Source organism: Flavobacterium sp. CR10 (genome assembly GCF_055814415.1).
In genome coordinates, this window is the sequence record NZ_CP185985.1 from 402,588 (window position 1) to 428,185 (window position 25,598).

General features: G+C 33.8%; 24 protein-coding genes. 16 read left to right on the forward strand and 8 right to left on the reverse strand.

Features of this window, described 5'->3' with window-relative positions; all coding sequences use genetic code 11:
- Positions 1–189: 189 nt before the first annotated feature.
- From ACNRYB_RS01950 to hpt, 5 genes are all read right to left on the reverse strand, one after another.
- On the reverse strand, positions 190–2,334 hold the full coding sequence (locus ACNRYB_RS01950; RefSeq protein ID WP_473729080.1) for a S46 family peptidase: 2,145 nt from the start codon (positions 2,332–2,334) through the stop codon (positions 190–192).
- A gap of 233 nt (positions 2,335–2,567) precedes the next feature.
- Entirely contained in the window at positions 2,568–3,569 is a 1,002-nt protein-coding gene (gene obgE / locus ACNRYB_RS01955) for a GTPase ObgE (RefSeq protein WP_473729081.1), read from the reverse strand.
- Between the two features lie 87 nt (positions 3,570–3,656).
- Complete coding sequence (locus ACNRYB_RS01960; RefSeq protein ID WP_473729082.1) at positions 3,657–4,931, reverse strand: hemolysin family protein; 1,275 nt, start codon at positions 4,929–4,931, stop codon at positions 3,657–3,659.
- Positions 4,932–5,132: 201 nt separating this feature from the next.
- Entirely contained in the window at positions 5,133–5,705 is a 573-nt protein-coding gene (locus ACNRYB_RS01965; RefSeq protein WP_239452933.1) for an adenylate kinase, read from the reverse strand.
- Positions 5,706–5,771: 66 nt separating this feature from the next.
- On the reverse strand, positions 5,772–6,302 hold the full coding sequence (hpt, locus tag ACNRYB_RS01970; RefSeq protein ID WP_160782686.1) for a hypoxanthine phosphoribosyltransferase: 531 nt from the start codon (positions 6,300–6,302) through the stop codon (positions 5,772–5,774).
- A gap of 186 nt (positions 6,303–6,488) precedes the next feature.
- Here hpt and ACNRYB_RS01975 point away from each other — a divergent pair, with 186 nt between their 5' ends.
- The 9 genes from ACNRYB_RS01975 to ACNRYB_RS02015 all read left to right on the forward strand — a co-directional run bounded on the left by ACNRYB_RS01975 (position 6,489) and on the right by ACNRYB_RS02015 (position 16,226).
- Complete coding sequence (locus ACNRYB_RS01975; RefSeq protein WP_473729083.1) at positions 6,489–7,760, forward strand: PQQ-dependent sugar dehydrogenase; 1,272 nt, start codon at positions 6,489–6,491, stop codon at positions 7,758–7,760.
- Between the two features lie 284 nt (positions 7,761–8,044).
- Positions 8,045–10,147 carry a TonB-dependent receptor gene (locus tag ACNRYB_RS01980; protein WP_473729084.1) on the forward strand — a complete coding sequence of 701 codons (2,103 nt, stop codon included), beginning with the start codon at positions 8,045–8,047 and terminating at the stop codon, positions 10,145–10,147.
- Between the two features lie 23 nt (positions 10,148–10,170).
- Positions 10,171–10,722: a hypothetical protein gene (locus tag ACNRYB_RS01985; RefSeq protein ID WP_473729085.1), complete on the forward strand. Its 552-nt coding sequence runs from the start codon at positions 10,171–10,173 to the stop codon at positions 10,720–10,722.
- Between the two features lie 245 nt (positions 10,723–10,967).
- Positions 10,968–12,125, forward strand: a complete 1,158-nt coding sequence (locus tag ACNRYB_RS01990; RefSeq protein ID WP_473729086.1) for a 5-(carboxyamino)imidazole ribonucleotide synthase — start codon at positions 10,968–10,970, stop codon at positions 12,123–12,125.
- A 105-nt stretch (positions 12,126–12,230) separates the two neighbouring features.
- Positions 12,231–12,716 carry a 5-(carboxyamino)imidazole ribonucleotide mutase gene (gene purE / locus ACNRYB_RS01995; RefSeq protein WP_073418297.1) on the forward strand — a complete coding sequence of 162 codons (486 nt, stop codon included), beginning with the start codon at positions 12,231–12,233 and terminating at the stop codon, positions 12,714–12,716.
- Positions 12,717–12,875: 159 nt separating this feature from the next.
- Positions 12,876–13,103, forward strand: a complete 228-nt coding sequence (locus ACNRYB_RS02000) for a hypothetical protein (RefSeq protein WP_026727903.1) — start codon at positions 12,876–12,878, stop codon at positions 13,101–13,103.
- A complete protein-coding gene (locus ACNRYB_RS02005; RefSeq protein WP_473729087.1) occupies positions 13,103–13,390 on the forward strand; it encodes a type II toxin-antitoxin system RelE/ParE family toxin in 288 nt (95 codons plus the stop codon). The genes ACNRYB_RS02000 and ACNRYB_RS02005 overlap by 1 nt, the downstream gene beginning before the upstream one ends.
- A gap of 36 nt (positions 13,391–13,426) precedes the next feature.
- A complete protein-coding gene (locus ACNRYB_RS02010; protein ID WP_473729088.1) occupies positions 13,427–15,454 on the forward strand; it encodes a M3 family metallopeptidase in 2,028 nt (675 codons plus the stop codon).
- Between the two features lie 112 nt (positions 15,455–15,566).
- Positions 15,567–16,226 carry a SanA/YdcF family protein gene (locus ACNRYB_RS02015; protein ID WP_473729089.1) on the forward strand — a complete coding sequence of 220 codons (660 nt, stop codon included), beginning with the start codon at positions 15,567–15,569 and terminating at the stop codon, positions 16,224–16,226.
- 99 nt (positions 16,227–16,325) lie between these two features.
- Here the strand turns inward: ACNRYB_RS02015 and ACNRYB_RS02020 are convergent, their stop codons facing one another.
- A complete protein-coding gene (locus ACNRYB_RS02020; RefSeq protein WP_129747985.1) occupies positions 16,326–17,588 on the reverse strand; it encodes a cation:proton antiporter in 1,263 nt (420 codons plus the stop codon).
- A gap of 138 nt (positions 17,589–17,726) precedes the next feature.
- Here ACNRYB_RS02020 and ACNRYB_RS02025 point away from each other — a divergent pair, with 138 nt between their 5' ends.
- The 6 genes from ACNRYB_RS02025 (at position 17,727) to ACNRYB_RS02050 (ending at position 20,951) form a co-directional block, all read left to right on the forward strand.
- Positions 17,727–18,230 (forward strand): GbsR/MarR family transcriptional regulator, encoded by a 504-nt coding sequence (locus tag ACNRYB_RS02025; RefSeq protein WP_129747986.1) that lies wholly within the window; start codon positions 17,727–17,729, stop codon positions 18,228–18,230.
- Between the two features lie 56 nt (positions 18,231–18,286).
- Positions 18,287–18,568: a hypothetical protein gene (locus ACNRYB_RS02030; protein ID WP_066033507.1), complete on the forward strand. Its 282-nt coding sequence runs from the start codon at positions 18,287–18,289 to the stop codon at positions 18,566–18,568.
- Entirely contained in the window at positions 18,565–18,924 is a 360-nt protein-coding gene (locus tag ACNRYB_RS02035) for a hypothetical protein (protein ID WP_473729090.1), read from the forward strand. The genes ACNRYB_RS02030 and ACNRYB_RS02035 overlap by 4 nt, the downstream gene beginning before the upstream one ends.
- A 5-nt stretch (positions 18,925–18,929) precedes the next feature.
- A complete protein-coding gene (locus ACNRYB_RS02040; RefSeq protein WP_473729091.1) occupies positions 18,930–19,316 on the forward strand; it encodes a hypothetical protein in 387 nt (128 codons plus the stop codon).
- A 122-nt stretch (positions 19,317–19,438) separates the two neighbouring features.
- Entirely contained in the window at positions 19,439–20,347 is a 909-nt protein-coding gene (locus ACNRYB_RS02045; RefSeq protein ID WP_473729092.1) for a TIGR01777 family oxidoreductase, read from the forward strand.
- A gap of 142 nt (positions 20,348–20,489) precedes the next feature.
- A complete protein-coding gene (locus ACNRYB_RS02050; protein WP_473729093.1) occupies positions 20,490–20,951 on the forward strand; it encodes an SRPBCC family protein in 462 nt (153 codons plus the stop codon).
- Here the strand turns inward: ACNRYB_RS02050 and ACNRYB_RS02055 are convergent.
- Both ACNRYB_RS02055 and ACNRYB_RS02060 read right to left on the reverse strand, forming a co-directional pair.
- Entirely contained in the window at positions 20,938–21,348 is a 411-nt protein-coding gene (locus ACNRYB_RS02055; protein ID WP_473729094.1) for a hypothetical protein, read from the reverse strand. The two genes, ACNRYB_RS02050 and ACNRYB_RS02055, sit on opposite strands and share 14 nt — an antisense overlap.
- Before the next feature lie 20 nt (positions 21,349–21,368).
- Positions 21,369–22,181, reverse strand: a complete 813-nt coding sequence (locus ACNRYB_RS02060; protein ID WP_473729095.1) for a UbiA prenyltransferase family protein — start codon at positions 22,179–22,181, stop codon at positions 21,369–21,371.
- A 194-nt stretch (positions 22,182–22,375) separates the two neighbouring features.
- On the opposite strand from ACNRYB_RS02060, the gene gcvP reads away from it, so the two are divergent.
- Positions 22,376–25,225 carry an aminomethyl-transferring glycine dehydrogenase gene (gene gcvP, locus ACNRYB_RS02065; RefSeq protein ID WP_473729096.1) on the forward strand — a complete coding sequence of 950 codons (2,850 nt, stop codon included), beginning with the start codon at positions 22,376–22,378 and terminating at the stop codon, positions 25,223–25,225.
- Positions 25,226–25,598 lie beyond the last annotated feature (373 nt).

The following is a 25,598-nucleotide window of genomic DNA, read 5'->3' on the forward strand; positions in this document are numbered from 1 at the left end:
AAATCCCAAACCCGAATTTGTCATTTGATTATTTTATATCGTAGATTCTCTAACTATATTATTCTTCAAAAATAAGGAAATATAATATGCCACATTTGGTTTTGGAGATAAATTAATTAGAAGAAAATAAAAAACCCGACAAGTTTCAGAAACCTGTCGGGCTTTATATTCAGAATTCAGAATTTAAGATTATTTAGCAATCGTCAACTCGTCGATAATGTTTTTAGCTCCAGCGTATTTGTCTATAATCCAAAGTACGTAACGAATATCAACGTTGATAGTTCTTTGTAATTTAGAATCGAAAATTACGTCTCCAGCCATTGCTTCGATATTTCCGTCAAAAGCAATTCCGATTAATTCTCCTTTTCCGTTAAGAACTGGTGAACCTGAATTCCCTCCTGTAATATCATTATCTGTCAAGAAGTTTACTGGCATGTAACCTGCTTTATCAGCATATTGTCCGTAATCTTTTTTCTTGTTTAATTCTAATAAACGAGCTGGCAAGTCAAATTCCTGATCTCCCGCTTTGTATTTTTTAACCATACTTTCCATTGTTGTATAGTTGTTGATTTTTGCATCGTTACGAGGATCTGCAGGTAAAGCGCGAACTTTTCCGTAAGTCAATCTCAAAGTAGAGTTTGCATCAGGATATTTAATTGCGTTCAACTTAGACTCTCTCAAACCTTCAACCAATTTACGGTAAGCAGCAGCAAAACCATCATCCGCTTTTGCTTGATCGTCTGTTTTAGAACGGTATTTTGTCAATAAATCATTAGAAATAATATACAACGGATCGTGTACAATTGCCAATGGTTTTGGATCAGCTAAAAATGCCAATACTTTCTCTTTAGTTGTAAAATAGCTAATTTCAGTTGCTTTTGCTACATCAGCAGTAAAGTCACCATTGTTAGCCGTTTTCATTTTTGCAATTTCTGGAGCAAGTCCATACTCAGCAGCTTTAGAAGCATATAAATTCAATTGAGCCGTTAGAACATCTTTTTCTAATGGTGCATTAAAATCTCCATAAATGCTTTCTACCATTGCATTGATTTTAGGAAGCATTTCAGCTTTTTTAGCATCATTTTCTTTGTAGTAAGCAATTAAGGCATTACCTAAATTAGCTGGTCCTGTAGCATAAGCAGAAGTACGTAAAAGCTGAGTCAAATAATTATCATGACGCGCTTTTAAATTTGTTTCTCTGTAATAATCGTTGATAGTCGGAATTACATTCTCGTACTTTTCTTTATTTGCAGGTTTACTTGCCCACTCATAGAATTTATCTTCTTGTTCTGCTTTTGTATCAACCGTTCCTGCTTTTGTTAAAGCATCGATCATACCCTGACGGTTTTTCCAGTAGTTTGCAGTCGAAGCATATTTAGAAGCGTACTGTAAACGAACAGTTGCATCTTTATCCATATACTTTTTCATAACATCCATTCCGGTTTTAGCACCTTCAACCCATGCAGGATAAGCATATTTAATGTTTTGCTCAATTCCTCCAGCTGGCATCCAACGATTTGTTCTTCCTGGATAACCTAAGATCATTGCAAAATCATTTTCTTTAACACCTTTTAAACTTACAGGCAAATAGTGTTTTGGCTGTAATGGCACATTATCTTTAGAATAAGCAGCTGGATTTCCGTCTTTGTCAGCATAAACTCTAAACATAGAGAAATCTCCTGTTTGACGAGGCCATTCCCAGTTGTCTGTATCTCCACCAAACTTACCAACGCTTTCAGGAGGCGTTCCAACTAAACGAACGTCTGTATAATCTTGGTAAACAAAATAGTAATATTCATTTCCTTGAAAGAAAGGACGAACAGAAACTGTATATTTTCCGTTTTCGCTGTTCTCTTTTTCGATCAAACTGATTTCTTGCTGAATCACTTTGTTTCTTTCCGTTTCAGTCATTTGATCGTTTACTTTAGATAAGATTCTTTTAGAAACATCATCCATACGAACGAAGAAACGAACAAACAAAGATTTTGGCTTCATTTCCTGGCTACGATCTTTAGCCCAGAAACCATCTTTTAAATAGTTTTGTTCTGCAGAAGAAAGTTCTGCAATTGCGCTATAACCGCAATGGTGATTTGTCAACACCAAACCAGTATTAGAAACGATTTCTGCAGTACATCCTCCATTGAATTGTACAATAGCATCTTTTAAACTGTGGTGATTAATACTGTAAATTTCTTCGGCTGTCAATTGCAAGCCCATTTTTTCCATATCTCTATGGTTCAATCTTTCGATAAACATCAAAAACCACATTCCTTCATCGGCTCTCATAGGGAAAGCCATAAGGCACATGGTCAAGAATAAAATTACTTTTTTCATGTTATTTTGTTTAAGTGATGCGAATATAAGCCATTTTAGCAATTATCTCAACCTAAACAATCTTAAAATTAAAAATGACACTATATTTTTAGCAGTTTATTACGAATTTAACATTATAAAACAAAAAAGGTGCTCTGAGAACAGAACACCTTTTTTGAAAAGTTACTAAGATACTAAGCAATTAAGATTCTAAGTTTTCTCTTTTGAGCTTAGAATCTTAGAAACTTAGAATCTTATTCGTTAAGCATTTTCCAAAGCCTGTCTTTCAAATCTGTCAAACCTTGCTGTGCAACAGACGAAATAAACATATACGGAACATCTTTGAAAGTAACATCTAGTTCAGCTTTCAATTCTGCTTTCAATTCATCATCTAACATATCGCATTTTGAAATCACAATCAGACGTTCTTTATCCAACATTTCAGGATTATACTTAGTCAATTCGTTTACCAAAATATCATATTCGCCTTTAATATCAGCAGTATCCACTGGAATTAAAAATAATAAAGTCGAATTACGCTCAATATGACGCAAGAAATAATGACCTAAACCTTTTCCTTCTGCGGCTCCTTCAATAATTCCAGGAATATCAGCAATTACAAAAGATTGAAAATCTCTATACGCAACAATTCCTAAATTTGGCTTTAAAGTCGTAAACGGATAATCGGCGATTTTTGGTTTTGCAGAAGTCAAAACAGATAATAAAGTAGATTTTCCAGCATTTGGAAAACCAACTAAACCAACATCGGCCAAAACTTTCAATTCCAAAACCACATCCATTTCTACACCCAACAAACCTGGCTGTGCATAACGAGGTGTCTGGTTTGTAGAACTTCTAAAATGCCAGTTTCCTAAACCTCCTTTTCCTCCTCTTGCTAGAATTTGTTTCTCTCCGTGTTCTGTAATTTCAAAAAGTGTTTCTCCAGTTTCTTTGTCTTTTACAACAGTTCCTAGTGGCACTTCAATGATTTTATCTTCTCCGTCTGCACCTGTACTTCTGTCAGAACCTCCATCTCCACCGTGACCTGCTTTAATGTGACGTGCAAACTTTAAATGAAATAATGTCCAGAGTCCTTTATTTCCAACCAAATACACATGTCCGCCTCGACCTCCATCTCCACCGTCTGGACCACCTTTTTCAATAAATTTCTCTCTATGTAAATGCGTAGATCCTTTCCCTCCTTTTCCGGATGAAACATATATCTTAACGTAATCTACAAAATTTCCTTCTGTCATTTTTTCTTGTTTATGTGTAGTTTCATGTTTCAAGTTTCAAGTCAACAGAACGTCAACCAACTTGAAACTTTAAACTTGAAACAAATTTTACTCTTTAAGCGCTTTTACTAAAACTTTATCAATCTTAACGCCGTCCATATCGATTACTTCTAGAATGAATTTTTGCCAAACCAATTTTTCGCCTTCTTTTGGAATATGCGAAAGCTCAGTCATAATCATTCCGCTTACGGTGTTTACTTCGTAATCGTTTGTCAGCTCGTCTAATTCGAAATACGTTAAAAAATCGTGTAACGAATAATGTCCGTCAACTAGCCATGAACCGTCTTCTCTTTCTATAAGCTGGAATTCGTCTTTGTAAAATTCCGAGGCATCACCTACTAAAGCTTCCAGAATATCATTCAATGTAATCATACCTTGAAAAACTCCATACTCGTCCGAAACCAAAGCGTAGTGAATTCCTGTTTTCTTGAAGTTTTCTAAAGCTTTATAAGCTGTAGTCTGCTCCATTAAATAAGGCGCTTCAGTTATTATAGATGAAAAATCAAAATTATCATTTTCAATATTGGCGAAAATATTTTTTAACGTTGCAACTCCAACTATATCATCATAATTATCGTTGTATACTGGATAAACTGCATGAAGATCCTGAACAACCAGCTCTTTAATTTTGTCTTTATCGGCTTTTAATGGCAACATGTCAACCGATTTGCGGTGCGTCATTAAAGAATTTACTTTTCTATCACCGATATGAAAAACACGCTCCACAATATCTTGTTCAATTTCTTGAACTTCTCCAACTTCTGTTCCTTCTTTAATGATGGCTTTAATTTCTTCTTCGGTCACTTTTCCGTCAGCAGTTGGTTTGATCTGAAAAACATTCAACAAGAAATCTGTTGATGAAGTTAATAACCAAATAAATGGAGCTGTAATAATCGAAATCACTTTCATTGGCATTGCAACCATTTTTGCAATTGCTTCTGGATAATTTAATCCGATTCGTTTTGGAAGTAATTCTCCTAAAACCAAAGAAAAGAAAGTTAAAACTACAACTACAATTCCCACTGCGATTGAATGCGCGTAAGGTTTTAGAACTGCAATTCCTGCCACAAAAAGTTCAACATCTGCTGTAATTTTGTCACCAGAATAAATACCCGTCAAAATTCCGATTAAGGTAATTCCGATTTGTACTGTAGATAAAAACTTATTTGGGGAATTGGCTAAATCGAGTGCTGTTTTAGCACTTTTGTTGCCTTTTTTCGCTGCTGTTTCCAACCTGTTTTTACGGGCCGAAATCAATGCGATTTCAGACATGGAGAAAACTCCGTTTAATAGAATTAGAAAAAATATAATTAGTATTTCCAATTGATAGTGGATTCGTTATAAAATGGTCTCGTTAAATGTAATTTGTAATCTTAAATATAAATGGCTGTCAATTAAAAAACTAATTTTTCTAACCCAAAAACATTGATTGTCAAAAACATTTGAAAAGCCCGTTTTAGAGTTAGAAAAATAGTTTTTTGCGTCCCGATAATTATCGGAATGTAACGTACAGCTGGAAAGCTTCTACAAATTATCTATAACTGACGTTAAGCGCTCTGTAATTTGTTCGATAGTTCCAATACCATCAACAGCATGAAACTTACCTTGTTCTTTATAATATCCAATTAGAGGAGCTGTTTTCTCATTGTATTCCTGATATCTCACACGAATTTTTTCTTCGTCTTGATCGTCAGCTCTTCCGCTTGTTTTTCCTCTTTCTAATAGACGTTTTACCAAAATTTCGTCATCAGCTTCTAAAGCAATTGTAGCTGTTACGCTAGATCCGATTGTTGGCAAAAATTTGTCTAAAGCTTCAGCTTGGTTGATTGTTCTTGGGTAACCGTCAAACAAAAATCCTGCTGTATCTGGGTGTTTTTTCACCTCATCAATTAACATTGCAGTTGTTACTTCGCAAGGAACCAATTCTCCATTGTCCATAAAAACTCTTGCTTGTTTTCCTAGTTCAGTATCATTTTTTAAATTGAAACGAAAAATATCTCCTGTCGAAAGGTGCGTTAAATTGTATTTCTCTTTTAAAAATTCTGCCTGAGTTCCTTTTCCTGCACCAGGCTTTCCAAATAAAACGATGTTAATCATAATTGAAATGAGTGTTGTTACTTCTGTCTTTCAGAAGTCTTTAAATGAATATTTAGTTGTGTTTTGTTATTCTGCTAATTTGTAAATTTCGGTTAGGTTTCTTCCTAAACCATCGTAATCTAAACCGTAACCAACAATAAATTTATTCGGAATTCGAATTCCGATATAATCTATTTTGATGTCTTTTTTGTATGCTTCTGGCTTAAAGAACAAAGTCGCGATTTTAAAATGCTTTACGTTTTGTGCTTTAAACAAATGCTTTAATTCTTCAATAGTATTTCCAGTATCAATAATATCTTCAATGATAATTACTGTTCTTCCTGAAAGATCCTGATTGATTCCAATTAATTCTTTAACGGTATTTGTCGTTTCAGTTCCTTCGTACGAAGCCATTTTTATAAACGAAACTTCACAAGGCTTTTTATATTTTTTCAGAAAATCTGACACTACCATAAAAGCGCCATTCAGAACCCCAATAAAAATTGGTGTGTCATCGCCAAAATCGTCTTCTACCTGAGCCACCATTTTAGTTAAAGCAAAATCAATTTCTTTAGCCGAAATAAACGGAACAAATTGTTTATCGTGAAGTTGTATCATTATTTTTCTTTTTAAAATAATGGACAAAGATAAAGAATTAGAACTTAACAGCTTCTATCAAAATAAACTGTATCGAGATATTTTTTATGAATGTTAAATATCAGTTAATGTTTACAAATTATTTTTTGACCCTATTCTAAATTTCAGTAAATTGTTGTGATATAATCATTTAACTACAAAAAACCGATGAAAAAACCCTTATCCCTATTATCTATACCACTACTAGCCTTAATGACTGCCTGCAATGGGCAAGTAAAAAAAGAAGAAAAAGAAGCGCTTGGCAAACAGCCAGGCAATGTTGTAAAAACTGCCATTGGAGATATTACGCTTCCTCCGCCCTATGCAACCGAATCTAAAACGAATAATAGTAAAGTAATTGGATGGCCAGCTGGCAAGACACCAAAAGCACCTGAAGGTTTTACGGTAACCAAATTTGCTGACGGATTCGAAAATCCGCGTTGGACTTATATTGCGCCAAACCAAGATATTTTTGTGGTTGAAAGCGGAACGAGATCGAGTAAAAATCAAATCACAGTTTTAAGAGATAAAGACAAAGACGGAAAATTTGAAACTCGCGAAGTTTTTATTTCTGGACTCAACAAACCTTTTGGAATGTTAGTTTTAAAAGACTTTTTCTACATTGCTAATACCGATGGATTATACCGCTATCCTTATAAAAACAATCCGCTGAAACTGGAAACAAAAGGAGAAAAAATCCTTGAACTTCCTGCAGGCGGCTACAATAATCATTGGACTAGAAATTTATTGGCAAGTCCTGACGGAAGTAAAATTTACGTTTCTGTAGGTTCTGGAAGTAATAATGGAGAAAACGGAATGGACAAAGAAGTTCGTCGTGCGGCAATTCTCGAAATTAATCCTGACGGAACAGGAGAAAAAATCTTTGCTTCGGGACTAAGAAATCCTGTTGGAATGGATTGGAATCCTGTGAATAAAGAACTCTGGACAGCAGTAAACGAACGCGACGAATTAGGAGACGAACTTGTTCCTGATTATATTACCAGTGTAAAAAGAGACGGTTTCTACGGTTGGCCATATTCGTATTTTGGAAGTATTCCAGATCCAAGAATGAAAGGCGAAAGAAAAGATTTGGTTGAAAAAGCAATTGTTCCCGATGTTCCTGTTGGTTCTCATACCGCTTCATTAGGATTGGCATTTTATACTAAAGATAAATTTCCAGCAAAATATAAAAATGGAGTTTTTGTAGGACAGCATGGTTCTTGGAACCGTTCAAAAATTTCAGGTTATAAAGTTTTATTCGTTCCTTTTAAAGATGGGAAACCTTCAGGAAAACCAGAAGATTTTTTAACCGGATTTATTTCTAACGAAAACAAAGCAGAAGTTTACGGACGTCCAGTTGCGGTAACGGTTATGAATGACGGATCGCTTTTGGTAAACGACGACAGCAGTAATACTATTTGGAAAGTGACAGCGAAATAAATCACTTAATTCAACCACAAATTACACAGATTTTCACAAATCAATTTGCGTGAATTTGCGGTTAAAAATATATTGATTTTTAAATTTGATTGCTTTCTGCACAAACTATAAACATTTTAAACACATAGAGACATAGATTTTTGTTTAAAAAGATGTTACTAAGAAAACTAGTTTTCACACATAGTTACTATGTGGCTTTTGACAAGTAAAACGCCTTTTTTGCCTCAATCAATACTATGTTTCTATGTGTTAAAATAAAACTGCATTTTAAATCTGCTCTTTTTATGCCTTTTAAAAAATATTTTTTGCTTCTTTTTGTTCTTTTCATTTCTAAAAATAGTTCCGCACAAGAAAAAGAAGTCCAAAATATTGATTCTGACAAAACTCAAAAACTGAACGAAGTTTTAATAAGTCCGCTTCATATTAATCGTGATTTGCAAAATAGCCCCGCTTCGATTGGCATTTTATCTAAAAAAGAATTACTTCAAAATAACACTACAGACATCAGCAACGTGATAAATACAATTCCTGGCGTTTTCATGCAATCTTCAAATATCACTACAACCCGAATTTCGATTCGAGGAATTGGCGCAAGAACGCCGTATGGAACTAATAAAATCAGAGCTTTTTACGGAAGCATTCCGTTAACTTCTGGAAACAGCGAAACCTTAATTGACGATATTGATCTTCAAAACATCAATCAAATTGAAGTTATTAAAGGACCACTTTCTAGTATTTACGGCGCTGGATTAGGTGGCGCAATTTTGATTTCGCCTCAAACTTTAAAAAAAGGAAATTATAAAGCCGAAATAAGTTCTGTTTTTGGATCTTACGGATTATTGAAAAATAGAGTTTCTTTTAATTTGAATGAAAATAATGCTTCTTTAAATCTGAGTTATCACAATTTAAAAACCAACGGCTGGCGCGAAAACAGCGCTTACAATCGCGAAGGAATTACACTTGGCGGAGAATTATTCAGAAAGAAAAACAGCAAACTGACGTACTTTTCAAACTACACTTATTTGAAAGCTTACATTCCGAGTTCGATTAATAAAACAACTTTCGAAAATAATCCACAGGCAGGCGCGCCGACTTGGGTTGCTTCAAAAGGTTTTAAAGAATACAAATCAACTTTGGGCGGACTGGCTTATGATTTTTCAATTAATGAAAACTTAAAAAATTCGACTTCCGTTTTTATCAATTACAAAGACAGCAACGAACCGCGACCTTTTGATATTTTGCGCCAATATACTTTTGCCTCGGGTGTACGAACTCAATTTTCGGGAGATTTCAATATCGGAAAAATTAAAAATCAATTTATTGCGGGATTAGAATATTTCAGAGATGATTATAGCGGGAATACTTTCGAAAACTTATATCAGCAGAATAATGGAAACGGAAGTTTGCAAGGCGATCCACTTACTGCAACCGACCAGAAAAGGCATTTTTATAATATTTTTTCTCAAATCAGAACTTTACTTTCTGATCGATTTGAAATTCAAGCAGGTTTAAATTACAACAAAACCAAATTTGAATTGCAGAATGGTTTTCCCGCTTCCGAGAATAATCCAAAGGAAGAATATAGTTATGATGGCATTTTTTCGCCACAACTTTCTCTTTTATTTAAACCAAATGAAGTTCAAACTTTTTACTTTTCTGCAAGCCGAGGATTTTCACTTCCCGCAACCGAAGAAACGTTAACTTCAACGGGAAATATCAATCAAAACATCAAACCCGAAAGAGGTTACAATTTTGAATTAGGAAGCAAACTTCATCTTTTTAGCAAAAAACTATATGCTGAAATTGCAGTCTATCGAATGGAAATTAAAGATTTATTGGTTGCCAAAAGAATCGGTGATGATCAATATGAAGGTGTAAATGCTGGAAAGACTTTTCATGAGGGAGTTGAAATTTCGCTAAATCATAATTGGCCGATTAGCAGATTTTTCAATTTAAATTCCTATATAGGAACTTCAATCGGAAATTATGAATTTAAAGAATTTGTTGATAACGGAAATGATTATTCTGGAAACAAATTAACCGGGGTTCCAGCCAATACCGCAAGTGCAGGTTTTAATTTCAATACCAATTCAGGATTTTATTTTTCAGCCGATTTTCAGTTTACAGATAAAATTCCGATGAATGATTCAAACGTCGATTTTTCAGATTCATATTCTTTATTAAATTTAAAAACAGGATATCAATTTGAAATTTTATCGGGATTAAAAGCACATTTAGACGCAGGAATAAATAATGTTACGAACGAAAAATACGCTTCGATGATTTTAACTAATGCAACTGCTATCGGAAATGCACAACCAAGATTTTACTATCCAGGATTACCTATAAACTATTACGGAATTATCTCATTAAATTATTTATTTTAGTGGCGTATTAAATTTCAAAGACAATGCTTTCCGAACTGCAGAAAAAACTGGATTATGTTAATGCTTATAGAGAAAACCGCCTCAAAACCGCGCAAGATGTTTTAGAAAACCCTTCACTTTTCAGCGCATTAGTTTCAATTTGTTTTTCACCCGAAGACAAAAACAACCACAAAGCCTGCTGGATTTTAGAATTTGTTTCTTACGAAGAATTGCTTTGGCTCCAGCCTCACCTCGATTTTTTCTGTTCAAATCTGAAAGTTTTAAAAGACGAAAGTGCCATGCGTCCGATTGCAAAAATCGTTCAGCTTTTAGTAAAATCACATTATAAGAAAAGCGAAAACAGCATAAAACTCTCCGAAGAAAATCTTCAAAACTGCATCGAAGCTTCTTTTGATTGGCTAATCAACGATACCAAAGTCGCTACAAAAGCGTATTCGATAAGAACTTTATATATTCTAGGAAATTATTACGACTGGATTCATCCCGAACTAAAAGTAATAATCGATAAAGATTTCGGAGACCATTCCGCAGCCTACAAAGCCGTAGCCAAAGAAGTTTTGAAGAAAATAAAATAGTTTTTTGTTGGCCACAGATTAAAAGGATTAAAAAGATTTCTTTCTTTGTGGAGTTTTAGTTGCCACGAATTGCACAAATTTTCACTAATTTTTTTAGACCGAATTTTAAAAAAAATAATTCGTGAAAATTTGTGCAATTCGTGGCAAACAAAAAAATCCTTTCTAATCCTTTTAATCTGTGGCAGAAAAACTAAATTTTGGCTAAAAAAAGATTAAAAAGTATCTTTGCAAAAACACAACACAAAATGAATTATTTTTCTTCTGATTTTAAATTAGGAATATTAGGTGGCGGACAATTAGGTAAAATGCTTCTGTTCGACACCAGAAAATTTGACATACAAACCTACGTACTAGATCCAAGCGACGAAGCGCCGAGTAAAATTGCCTGCAACAAATTTTTTCAAGGCGATTTAATGGATTATGATACCGTTTATAATTTCGGGAAACAAGTCGATGTTTTGACTTTCGAAATCGAATTGGTAAACCTTGAAGCTTTAACGCAATTGGAAAACGAAGGTTTAAAAATATATCCGTCTCCACAAACCTTAAAAGGAATTCAGAATAAAGGCGTTCAAAAAGATTTTTACGCTAAAAATAATATCCCCACTGCACCTTTCGAAAGATTTGAAAATCTAGATAAATTAAAATCTGCTGTCACATCGAGCGGAGTCGAGATGCCTTTTGTATGGAAATGCACCGAATTTGGTTATGACGGAAATGGTGTAAAAATAGTTCGTCAAGCATCGGATTTAGATAATCTTCCAAATGTAGAATGTATTGCAGAAACTATGGTTCCGTTCAAAAACGAATTGGCAGTAATTGTGGTTAGAAATCCTTCAGGAGAAATGAAAACATATCCTGTTGTCGAAATGGAATTTCATCCAGAAGCCAACCAAGTTGAATACGTAATCTGTCCAGCAAGAATCGACAATAAAGTAGCTGAAAAAGCAAGAGCGGTAGCTTTGAAAGTTTCAGAGAATTTCAATCACGTTGGACTTTTAGCAGTTGAAATGTTCCAGACTCAGGACGACGAAATTTTGGTAAACGAAGTTGCGCCACGTCCGCACAATTCTGGGCATTATTCAATCGAAGCTAGTTATACTTCACAATTCGAAAATCATTTACGCGCAATTTTAGATCTTCCGTTAGGAAACACAGACAGCAAAGTTGCCGGAATTATGGTAAACTTAGTTGGTGCCGAAGGGCATTCTGGAAATGTAGTTTACGAAAACATCGAGACTATTTTAGGATGGAACGGAGTTACACCACATATTTACGGTAAAAAACAAACGCGTCCTTTCAGAAAAATGGGCCACGTGACAATCGTAAATGAAGATATGGCTGAGGCGAGAAGAGTTGCGCAAGAAGTGAAGAATACTATTAGAGTGATCAGTGGTCAGTAATTTTTAGTGTTCAGTAACAGTTCACAACTTAAAACAAAATAAACAGTTTTTCAGTCTCAACAAAAACTTGAAACTTTAAACCTGAAACAAAACAAACAAAAACACATGAGCAAAGTAGCTATTATAATGGGAAGCATCTCAGACATGCCAGTTATGCAAGATGCAATCGACATATTAAAACAATTTAATGTAGAAGTTGAAGTAGATATCGTTTCGGCGCACAGAACGCCGGAAAAATTATTCGATTTCAGTAAAAATGCACACAACCGCGGAATTTCGGTAATTATTGCCGGTGCGGGCGGTGCGGCGCATTTACCGGGAATGGTGGCTTCAATGTCCCCGCTTCCAGTAATTGGAGTTCCAGTAAAGTCAAGCAATTCAATTGACGGTTGGGATTCTGTATTATCGATTCTGCAAATGCCGGGTGGCGTTCCTGTTGCAACTGTAGCTTTAAACGGAGCAAAAAATGCTGGGATTTTAGCAGCGCAAATCATCGGAAGCCACGACAAAAAAGTTTTAGATACTATTATTTCTTATAAAGAAGAATTGAAAGCGGCGGTTAATAAAGCGGCTGAAGGTTTAAAAAAGTAATTTAACAGAGATACATAAAGAAAACACAGAGACACGCAAAATTTTGCGAATCTCTGTGTTTTTTTCTTTGCGAATCTTTGCGAAATCAACCACTGTAAGAATTAACGAATACTTATAAAAATTTCTAAAAGAAAAACTTAACTTTGAGAAAAAAGCAAAATGAACATTCAAACTTCTAAAATAGAGCTCGCTAAAATAGTTTTAGACATTGAAAATCCCGATTTAATTCAGGAAATTGTCGAGTTCATTCAATCCAAAGAAAATCTTTCAGAAGAACAAAAAAGCAAAATAAATGAGGCTATTTATTCTTTAGATAATAATGAAGGAATTTCACATGATGTTGTTATGGAAGAAACTAAAAATCGTTATTCAAAATACTTTAAATAATGAATGTAATTTGGTCTCCACAAGCTAAACAAGACTTTTGGAACAACATCGATTATTTGGAAGCTGAATGGTCTGAAAATGTTGCTCAAAATTTCATTAAAAAAGTAAATACCACAATTGCACTTTTAAAAAATGACAATGTTTTATTTCTCAAAACAAATTATAAAAATGTTTACAAAATTGTCATTACCAAACATATTTCACTTTATTATCGTATCGAAAACACTAATTTAGAATTGCTTCGTTTTTGGAATACTTTTCAGGATACGGAGAAATTCAAATTATGATTTTCTAAATTTATATTTTTAAACAGCATAAACAATATGAGCGTATTAACACAATACTTTAACACCAAACATAACACCGCACCTTTTTCGCAAATTAAAATCGAAGATTATGTTCCGGCTTTTCAAGAAGGAATAGCTTTGGCTAAAGCCGAAATTGATGCGATTGTAAATAATCCTGAAGCGCCGACTTTTGAAAACACTATCGTAGCGATGGATTATTCAGGCGATATTTTGGACCGTCTTTCTAGTATTTTCTTCAATTTGAATTCGGCTGAAACGAATGACGAAATGCAGAAAATTGCTCAGGAAGTTTCACCTTGGCTTTCAGAATTCGGAAACGACATTCGTTTGAATGCTGATTTGTTTGCGAAAGTAAAAGCCGTTTATGATCAAAAAGAAAGTTTGAACCTCAACGCGGAACAAACGACTTTACTAGATAAAAAATACAAAAGCTTTTCAAGAAACGGAGCCAATCTTCCAGAAGAAAAAAAGAATCAATTACGAGAAATCGACAAAGAATTATCGAAATTGAGTTTACAGTTTGGCGAAAATGTTTTGGCTGAAACCAACAACTTCGAATTGCATTTAACTGATGAAAAAGACTTATCAGGTTTACCAGAGGGCACAATCGAAGCCGCAAGACTATTAGCTAAAAATCAGGAAAAAGAAGGCTGGATCTTTACTTTAGATCATCCAAGTTATGTTCCGTTTTTGACTTATGCTGACAATCGTGAATTGCGTAAAAAAATGGCAATTGCTTTTGGAGCAAAAGGTTTCCAGAAGAACGAATTCAACAATGAAGAAAACGTTTTGAAGATTGCTAAACTTCGTCACGAAAGAGCAAATTTATTAGGTTATAAAACGCACGCGCATTTTGTTCTGGAAGAAAGAATGGCCGAAAGTCCGGAAAAAGTTTTTTCTTTTTTAAATGATTTACTTGCAAAAGCAAAACCTGCAGCTCAAAAAGAGTTTGCTGAATTGACTGCTTTCGCGAAAGAATTAGACGGAATCGACCAATTAGAAAAATGGGACGGTGCTTATTATTCTGAAAAATTAAAACAACAGCTTTTTAATTTAGATGATGAAAAACTGAAACCTTATTTTCAATTAGAAAAAGTTTTGGACGGCGCTTTTACAGTTGCCAAAAAATTATACGGTTTAACTTTTACCGAAGTTTTTGATATTGATAAATATCATGAAGAAGTTACGACTTACGAAGTAAAAGACGCTGATGGCAATTTAGTTTCTATTTTCTACGCAGACTTCTTCCCAAGAAAGGGGAAAAGAAATGGTGCCTGGATGACTTCATTCAAATCGCAATATGTAAAAGATGGCGTAAACGAAAGACCGCACATCTCTAATGTTTGCAACTTCACAAAACCAACCGAAACAAAACCTTCATTATTGACTTTTAATGAAGTAACAACTTTATTCCATGAATTCGGTCACGGATTGCACGGAATGTTGGCTGACACGGTTTACCCAAGTTTATCTGGAACTTCTGTTTATTGGGATTTCGTAGAATTACCAAGTCAGATTATGGAGAATTGGTGTTACGAACCGGAAGCTTTGGCTTTGTTTGCGAATCATTACGAAACGGGAGAAATTATTCCAATCGAATATGTTCAGAAAATTAAAGAAAGTGCAAGTTTCCAAGAAGGTTTAGCGACTTTACGTCAGTTAAGTTTCGGATTATTAGATATGGCTTGGCACGGACAAGATCCAACTTCTATCACAGATTTAAAAGCTTTCGAAACAGAACAATTTGCCAATACGCAATTGTATCCTGATGTAAAAGAAAATGCGATGAGTACGGCATTTTCTCATATTTTCCAAGGTGGATATTCTTCTGGATATTACAGCTACAAATGGGCAGAAGTTCTAGACGCTGACGCTTTTGAATATTTCCAAGAAAATGGAATCTTTAATGAAGAAATTGCGAAAAAATTCAAAGACAATGTTCTTTCTAAAGGAGGAACAGAACATCCAATGACTTTGTACAAACGTTTCAGAGGACAAGAACCAAAACCTGAGGCTTTGTTGAAAAGAGCGGGACTTCTCTAGACTTCTTAGAATATTAGATAATTAGAACCGAGGTAGAAATACTTCGGTTTTTTATTTGATTTTACTTTAGCTATCTTCGTGTTTTTAAATCTTAATCTTACAAATACAAGCCGTGAAAAAATATTTTAAAATAGCGCTTTATCTTGCCATTATCGGATTGATTGCTATTATCTCAGTAAATTATTACGTAAAATCTTCGACCAAAAAGAATATTTATTATTCCATAAAAAAATTCCCAAAGAATGATGTCGGAATTATTTTTGGCGCAGGAATTAACGGAAATCAACCAAGCAAATATTTAAAAGATCGTCTAGATGCAGGAATTATGCTTTGGAAAGCAAAACGCATCAATAAAATTCTGCTTTCGGGAGATAATGGCCGAGATGAATATGATGAATTAACGGTTATGAAAAACTACTGTTTTAATCACGGAGTTGACACAACCAAAATATTTATTGATTATGCAGGTTTCGATACGTATTCAACAATGTATCGTGCAAAACATATTTTCAAGATTAAAAAAGCAACTTTAATTTCACAGGAATATCATTTGAATCGTGCCATTTATATTGGCCAAAAACTCGGAATTAAATCGGCTGGATATTCTGCAAATCGAGGAGAATATTTAGGATATAATTATGTTCGCTTTAGAGAATATGGCTCTATTTTTAAATCGTTTTTTGATGTTTTAAGAAATCGCGAACCTCGTTTTTTAGGCGGAGAAATTAATATTAATGGAGAATCTAATTATTCGAAAGAAGATAAACGATAAAAAAACAAAACCCTGCAAAAGAACTTGCAGGGTTTTCAGTTTAAGAATCTAAAGACAAAGAATAGAAATCTTTCCTCTTTGCTCTTTTCTCTATACTTCTTACTCTTTCTCCAAAACCCTATTAGCTAATTTCCCAACTGTCAATCCTTGAACAACAATAGAAAATAAAACTACAATATAAGTTACTTCCAAAAGCAGATTTTTATATTCACTTTCAGGCATAGAAAGTACTAACGCAATAGAAACTCCACCGCGAATTCCGCCCCAAACCAAAACCATCAAAGAACCTTTGTTATAAGCAGATTTTATTCCGAAGAATTTGAATATATCGAAGAATTTCCATGGTAAAACTATTGAGGTTAATCTTGAAAAAAGTACAATGAAAATTGCCACAAAACCTGTCAGTAATTGTTTGTTCAAATCAGGAAGTAATAATAATTCGAAGCCAATAAATAAGAATAATATAGCATTTAAAATCTCATCAATAAGTTCCCAGAATTTGCCTAAATAATCTTTAGTCACTTCACTCATGGCCACTTTTTTACCATAATTCCCAATAATCAATCCAGCAACAACCATTGCTAGTGGACTAGAAACGTGCAAACTTTGAGCAATTAAAAATCCTCCCATTACAATAGAAAGTGTTATAAGAACAGAAACTTTATAATCATCTATTTTCTTCATCACCTTTGATGCCGTAAATCCGAAAATGGCTCCTAATAAAAGTCCGCCAATTCCTTCTTTGATAAACAACCAACTAATTGAACCAAAAGTAGCATCAAATGTCGGATCGGTTGCCATTTTTAGAACAACCGCAAACATTACAACTGCAACTCCATCATTAAACAATGATTCACCAACGATTTTAGTTTCTATCCTTTTAGGAACTTTGGCTTCTTTTAAAACTCCCAAAACCACAATTGGATCGGTTGGAGAAATTAAAGTTCCGAAAACCAAGCAAAATATGTAAGGAATAGTTATACCTAAAAGCGGTGCGATATAATAAAGTAGAACAGAAATAATTAAAGCTGATAAAACGACACTTACTGTCGAATAAATCATGATAGGAACTTTTTGTTCTTTCAAATCAAACATGTTTACGTGCAAAGCTCCTGCGAATAAAAGAAAGTTCAACATTGCTCCCATCAGGATTTCGTTGAAATCAAATTCTTTTATCAGATCAAAAAAGTGTTTTGTCGTAGCAGGAAAATAAGAATCTCCTAACAGGCGAATTCCAACTGAAACCAACATCGCAATAATCATGATTCCGATGGTTCCTGGAAGTTTTAAAAATCTTAAATTTAAATAGGCGAAGAATGATGCCAATACAATTAGCACCGAAAATGTGTAGTATAATTCCATAAAATGTGATTTTTACAAAAATAGCTGTATCATTATTTAATCAAAAATTTCAGGGTTTGAATTAACACAACTTTATAATTTGTTAAATAAGTTTCAATTATTTTTGAAAGTTTAAAAACTTTCACCTACATTTGACTCATGGAATTCAAAGAAGCAAAAAATAAGTTTGTACAAACCTGGGGAGCATTAGGTTCTCAATGGGGAATTAATAAAACGATGGCGCAAATCCATGCTTTATTAATGGTCTCAAACGAGCCTGTTTCTATGGAAGACATTATGGAAGAATTGCAAATTTCGCGTGGCAACGCAAGTATGAACCTAAGAGCTTTAATGGATTGGGGAATTGTATACAAAGAATTTAAAGCAGGCGAAAGAAAAGAATTCTTTACAGCTGAAAAAGATTTGGACGAATTAGCAGTTAAAATTTCTAGAGAAAGAAGCAAAAGAGAAATTAAGCCAACGCTGAAAATCTTAAAAGAAGTTTCGACAATTGAAGCTAAAGATTCGGCAGAAGAAAAACACTTCGTTGATCAAACCACTAAACTCTATGATTTTGTTTTAAAAGCAGATAATATGTTGGACAAAATGACTGAATTTAATGATAACTGGCTTGGGAAATTGTTTATAAAAATGATGAAATAAAAAAAATTTAATTCAAACTTTCAATTTTTTCTGAAAGTTTAAAAACAATAGTAACTATGAAAACAACTTTTAAAATAATGGAAATTATCAATATTTGTGCATTAACGTTTTTACTCGCAGGTGCTTATGGAATAGCAATTACAGGAGCATTACAAGTTTTAGCTGCATTTCTATTTCTTATTTTGTTTCCGAAAAACAAATTCATTTACATTTATTTCTCACTCGTAATCTTTTTCTTTTTGATCTGGGATGGAGAATTTACTTGGCTTTTCTTATTACCAGTTGCCTTAATATTCTTTCTAACGTTTATTATCTATAATCAAAAAAAGAAATTATGAATTTCAACATTATTGGATATTTAATCTATCTCGGCATTACAACTTTCATCATTCTAAAAGTTGGAAAAATCTGCTACAAAAACGGAAATATTTACGTTGCAGATTTAATCCCAAATCACGCGGATATTTGTCAAAGAATAAATCACGTTTTGCTCTTGGCCTACTATCTTTTGAACATTGGCTATTGTGCAATGACTTTAATTTCCTGGCAAAAAATTATCTCTTCTACTCAAGTAATTGAAACGATTTGCATCAAAACAGCTGTCATAATTTTTATTATTTCAATCCTACATTACCTCAACATTTTAATTATAACTAAATACATTCAAAAATTAATTAACAACAACAAAAACTAAATATTATGGAAACTACAAAAATCTTAATCGGATACGGAATTTACTTGCCAGTTGCTTTATTTTTAACTTATTATGTTTCTAAGACTCTTTTTAAAAACGGGAAAATTTTTATGTTGGACATTTTTAAAGGCCGAGAAGAAATCGCTGAAGCAACCAACAAACTTTTTGAAACGGGATTCTATCTTTTAAATATTGGTTTTGCATTAATGATTCTAGAACTGCAATTAAGCCAAGACAGTTATCAGGAATTAATTGAAAGATTGAGTTATAAAATTGGTGGATTTTCTATTTATCTTGGCATAATGTTGTTCTTCAATTTATATTTCTTTTTTAGAGGAAAAAGAAAAGCTAAGGAAGCGCAGCAAGAAGAAAGATTGGTTTTTAAAGCTTAAATATTTACTGTAAGGATTTGCCACTAATTACACAAATTTTCACTAATTATTTTTAATGCAGACTGTACACATTTTAAAAATTCGTGTAATTCGTGTAATTCGTGGCTAAAAAAATCAACACAATGAACAAACTCATTATAGCATCTGGAACTGGTTTTCTCGGACAAGTTTTAGTAAATCATTTCAAAAATAAATTTGAAGAAATTGTAATTCTGACTCGAGGAAAATCTCAGACAATTGACAGAATTAAATATGTAAACTGGAATGCCAGAACTTTTACAGGTTGGGAAAAGGAATTAGAGAATGCAACGGTTTTAATTAATCTCGCAGGAAAATCGGTTGATTGCCGTTATACGAAAGAGAATAAAAAAGAAATTCTTTGGTCTAGAATTGAAAGCACGAAAATTCTAAACAAAGCAATTTTAAAATGTCAAAATCCGCCTAAACATTGGCTGAATTCATCAACCGCAACTATTTATCGTTTTTCATTAGATAAACAAATGGACGAAACTGATGGTGAAATTGGAAATGACTTTTCTATAAATGTTGCCCTTTCTTGGGAAAAAGCATTTTTTAAAACTGAAACTCCAAGGACGTTAAAAACAGCTTTGCGAACTTCTATTGTTTTAGGCAAAAATGGTGGCGCTTTTATTCCATTAAAGAATTTGGCAAAAATTGGTTTTGGAGGAAAACAAGGAAATGGCAATCAGTTTGTGAGCTGGATTCATGAAGATGATTTTGCAAATGCGGTTGATTTTATTATTGAAAAAGAAATTTCAGGAATTGTAAATGTTGTTTCTCCTACTCCAATTCGAAATATTGATTTTATGCAGAAACTTAGAAAAGCGGTTGGTTTTCCATTCGGAATTCCGTTAAATAAATTTTTCTTAGAAATTGGCTCTTTTATCATTCGAACGGAAACGGAATTGGTTTTGAAGAGCAGAAATGTAATTCCGAGTCGGCTTTTGGAAAATGGGTTTGAATTTAAGTTTGGGGAGATTGATGATGCTTTTAAAGATTTAGTAAAATAATATTACGTCTTTTTTGTCATCCCGAGGAACGAGGGATCACACTAGAGAATCGACAAAGATTGACGATTTTGATTGCGGAGTTTCTAGTGTGATTTCTCCCTTCGCTCGAAATGACAAAACAACACACAAAACAAAGAAAATCATGACAACAATAAATCTCACAACCAAAATAAAAGCATCTAAACAAATCGTTTTTGATGTCTCAAGAAACATAGACATTCATCAGCAATCAGCAAGTCCGTCAAAGGAAAAAGCTATTGACGGCATAACTTCAGGTCTAATAAATTTAAACGAAACGGTAACTTGGCGTGGCAAACATTTCGGATTTTATCTCACACACAAAAGCTGTATTACAGCAATGAATCTCTATGATTATTTTGTAGATGAAATGGAGAAAGGCAAATTCAAATCGTTTAAACATGAACACTTTTTTGAAGAAGAAAATGGTTTTACAATTATGAAAGACAAATTGCAATATGAAACGCCGTATGGAATTTTCGGAAAATTATTTGACAATCTGTTTTTAAAAAATCATCTGCAAAATTTTCTTCTAGAAAGAAATAAAGTTCTAAAAAAACATGCAGAATTCACTAACTGTTATTAGTTGCTTTTGTTGCCATTGTGTAATACAAAAATATGGTAAGCGTATTTATAAATAAATGTTCTAAAAAAACATAAATACTCATTGGAGGCATAAACCAACTAAAAACACATGTTCCTAAATAAGCGCTGATAAACAACATTGCTCTTTGATAAAAAATTACAATATTCTTATTAATATGAAATAAAACCAATAAGAATAAAGCCAGTGTATTATTAACTGCAATTGCAAAAACTAAGGAAAAAGCGCAAACAAAAATGGTAACTCCAAAATAAGAATCAATCAAAACTGGCCAGACAAAACAGATAAAGAAATTCCACCCAAAGAATAATGCCCAAAATTGTAAAAACGTAAAACGAAATCTCAGAAAATATATTATTTCTTTTCCCTGTTCTTCCATAAATAATTTAAGTTTAAATTTTACAAAAAAACCACCATCAGCCACCAAAAAATTGGAACAGCTTCTACCCAAAAAGAAGTATAATACTTAGATCGGTTTGGATTGGCGAAAATGATAAAAAGCATGAGCATAATGACCATTATCAAATTGATGAAGGCGTCATGATAATTAAAAGTTGATACTAAAATCTCCAAAAACCAAAACGGAACTAAAAGTGAAAGTCCTAAAATCTTGGTTCTTTTTACTCCGATTGTCTGCGGAACGGTTTGTAAATGTGGGTCATCGTTAGCCAAATCTAAAATTTCAAAAACCAGAATCAGCACAAAAACCAGTATAAAACGCTGAATGCATTTAATGAAAAAATCTGTGGTAAACGGAATTTCAGCATTTATTAATGGTAAAACTAAAGTCGCTCCAACCCAGCAAAGTGCGACAATATAAATTTTTACACCTGCCCAGTTTCTGGCATTTTTTCTGTTTGGAAAAAAAGGTAAAGTATAAAGCGCCGTTATGGCAAAAATTCCGACTGAGACTATTTGCGTAATTCTCTTTAAATGGAAAAAATAATAACCGACTAAAGCGACCGAAATAAAACTCAAAACGGCAATAATTTTTAGTTGCGTTCCTATTGGATTTTTCTTTACGCGAACCAGCGCATCATATTTTACGAAATTATATCCTACAATTGTTCCAAAAAAAACAAAAAGCGCCATCGGTTCATCATATTGAATATGAAACACATGAAATGTTATTCGCACAAGTGCATAACACGACAAAGCCACATGAATACTGCTATTTAGATAAAAATCTAAGATGCGTTTTGATACTATCATACCTCAAATCTAATCTTTTATTAACAAATCATACCATTAGTTAGAAATTTGATAAAAAATGAAGTTAAAAATACCTAATAAATTATTAATAATACTTAATTTTGCGGCACAAAAAACAACACATTTACTTTTAAATGTGATTCGCGCAGTAAAAGTGCACGAACACATTAATTTTAAAAAACTTAGATAGCTACATGAAAACAGATGCTTTTGCTTTAAGACACATTGGTCCAAGAGAAACCGATCTTCAGCATATGCTGAAAACAATTGGAGTTGACTCAATTGAGCAACTTGTTTACGAAACCCTTCCGGATGATATTCGTTTAAAAGCACCTTTGAATTTAGATCCTGCAATGACAGAATATGAATTTGCAAATCATATTCAAGAATTAGGAAAGAAAAATAAAGTATTCAAATCGTACATTGGTTTGGGTTATCACCCAACTATCGTTCCTGCTCCAATTCAAAGAAATATCTTTGAAAACCCAGGATGGTACACAGCTTACACGCCTTACCAAGCAGAAATTGCACAAGGTCGTTTGGAAGCTATTTTAAATTTCCAGACTACAGTTATCGAATTAACAGGAATGGAAATCGCCAACGCTTCTTTGCTTGATGAAGGAACTGCTGCTGCAGAAGCTATGGCTTTATTATTTGATGTTCGTACAAGAGATCAAAAGAAAAACAATACACATAAATTCTTCGTTTCTGAAGAAATTTTACCACAAACTTTATCTGTACTTCAAACACGTTCAACTCCAATCGGAATTGAATTGGTTGTTGGAAATCACGAAACATTTGATTTTTCAAATGAGTTCTTCGGAGCTATTTTACAATATCCAGGAAAATACGGTCAGGTAAACGATTACAGTGCTTTTGTTGCTAAAGCAAAAGAAAATGAAATCAAAGTAGCTTTTGCTGCTGATATTTTATCACTTGCAACTTTAACTTCTCCGGGAGAAATGGGAGCTGCTGTAGTGGTTGGAACAACTCAGCGTTTTGGTGTTCCGATGGGTTATGGTGGACCTCACGCTGCATATTTTGCAACCAAAGATGAATACAAACGTTCTATGCCGGGTCGTATCATCGGAGTTTCTGTTGATACAAATGGAAACCGTGCTTTACGTATGGCTTTAGGAACTCGTGAACAACACATCAAACGTGAAAAAGCGACTTCAAACATCTGTACTGCTCAGGTTTTATTAGCAGTTATGGCTGGAATGTACGCTGTTTACCACGGACCAGAAGGTTTGAAATATATTGCAAACAAAGTTCACGCCTCTGCAGTGACTACTGCTGAAGCTTTAAATAAATTAGGAGTTTACCAAATTAACTCAGCTTACTTTGATACAATCTTAGTAAAAGCTGATGCTCAAAAAGTAAAAGCGGTTGCTGAGAAAAACGAAGTAAACTTCTTCTATCCTGATGCTGAATCAGTTTCGATTTCATTTAACGAAACAACTTCGATTTCTGACATCAACCAAATTATTGCGATTTTTGCTGAGGCTTTAGGAAAAGAAACGGTTTCTGTTTCTGAATTAAGTGAAGCTAGCCAATTACCGGCTTCACTAGAAAGAACTTCTTCTTTCTTGACACATGATGTATTCAACAATCATCATTCGGAAAGCCAATTGATGCGTTACATCAAAAAATTAGAGCGTAAAGATTTATCATTGAATCACTCGATGATTTCTTTAGGTTCTTGTACTATGAAATTAAACGCAGCTTCTGAAATGTTACCTCTTTCAATGCCAAACTGGAACAGCATTCACCCGTTTGCACCAGTTGAGCAAGCGGAAGGTTACATTACAATGCTTAAAAAATTAGAGCAGCAATTAAATGTAATTACTGGATTTGCTGGAACAACTTTACAGCCAAACTCAGGAGCTCAAGGAGAATATGCAGGTTTAATGGCTATTCGTGCTTACCACATGTCAAGAAACGAAGGTCACCGTAATGTATGTTTGATTCCTTCATCTGCTCACGGAACAAATCCTGCTTCTGCTGCGATGGCTGGAATGAAAATCATTGTTACTAAAACAACTCCAGAAGGAAATATTGACGTAGAAGATTTAAGAGCAAAAGCTATTGAACACAAAGATGACTTATCTTGTTTAATGGTAACGTATCCTTCTACTCACGGAGTTTACGAATCTTCAATTATTGAAATCACAAAATTAATCCACGAAAACGGCGGATTAGTATATATGGATGGTGCAAACATGAACGCACAAGTTGGATTAACAAATCCTGCTACAATTGGCGCTGACGTTTGTCACTTAAACTTACACAAAACATTCGCTATTCCTCACGGTGGTGGCGGACCTGGTGTTGGACCAATTTGTGTGAACGAAAAATTAGTTCCGTTCTTGCCAACAAATCCAATCTTAAAAGTAGGCGGTGAACAAGCAATTACAGCTATTTCATCTGCTCCTTACGGATCTGCTTTAGTATGTTTAATCTCTTACGGCTACATCACTATGATGGGTGCTGACGGATTAAAAAGCGCTACAGAGCACGCTATCTTGAATGCCAACTACATGAAATCTCGTTTCGAAGGACACTACCCAATTCTTTACACTGGAGAATGCGGAAGAGCTGCTCACGAAATGATTTTAGATTGCCGCGCATTCAAAGAAAACGGAATTGAAGTTGGTGATATCGCTAAACGTTTAATGGATTACGGTTTCCACGCTCCTACGGTTTCTTTCCCTGTGGCTGGAACTTTAATGATCGAGCCAACTGAATCTGAAGATTTAGCTGAGTTAGACCGTTTCTGTGATGCTTTAATTTCAATCAGAAAAGAAATCGAAGCAGCAACTGCAGATGATAAAAACAACGTATTGAAAAATGCACCGCACACATTAGCAATGTTAACTTCTGATTCTTGGGATTTCCCTTATTCTAGAGAAACTGCAGCTTACCCATTAGATTATATCGCTGACAATAAATTCTGGCCATCTGTTCGTCGTGTAGATGACGCTTACGGTGACAGAAATTTAGTTTGCAGCTGTGCTCCTATTGAAGCTTACATGGAAAGCTAAAAATTAGTTTTCTAATAAATATCCAAACCCGACAGATTTTTAAAACTTGTCGGGTTTTGTTTTGTTTCAAGTTTCAGGTTTCAGGTTTCAACATAACGTGAAACCTGAAACTTTTTTCAAAGAAAACACCAAAGAAGAAATCTGATTTAAAGAAACATAACTTTTAGCCAATGTTTTGTGAAATTATTTTCAGAAAATCAAAATAACATTAAAAAAACTTCACATTCATAATCGCCTTCAATCGTTTGAAATCTAGGAAATATTAAAAAATCATTAACAGAAACACAATATATCATCCAAAAAATTGTTATTTCATAATTATATGCATGCATACTATTTTTTATGATAGTTATCATAATATTATTTATACATT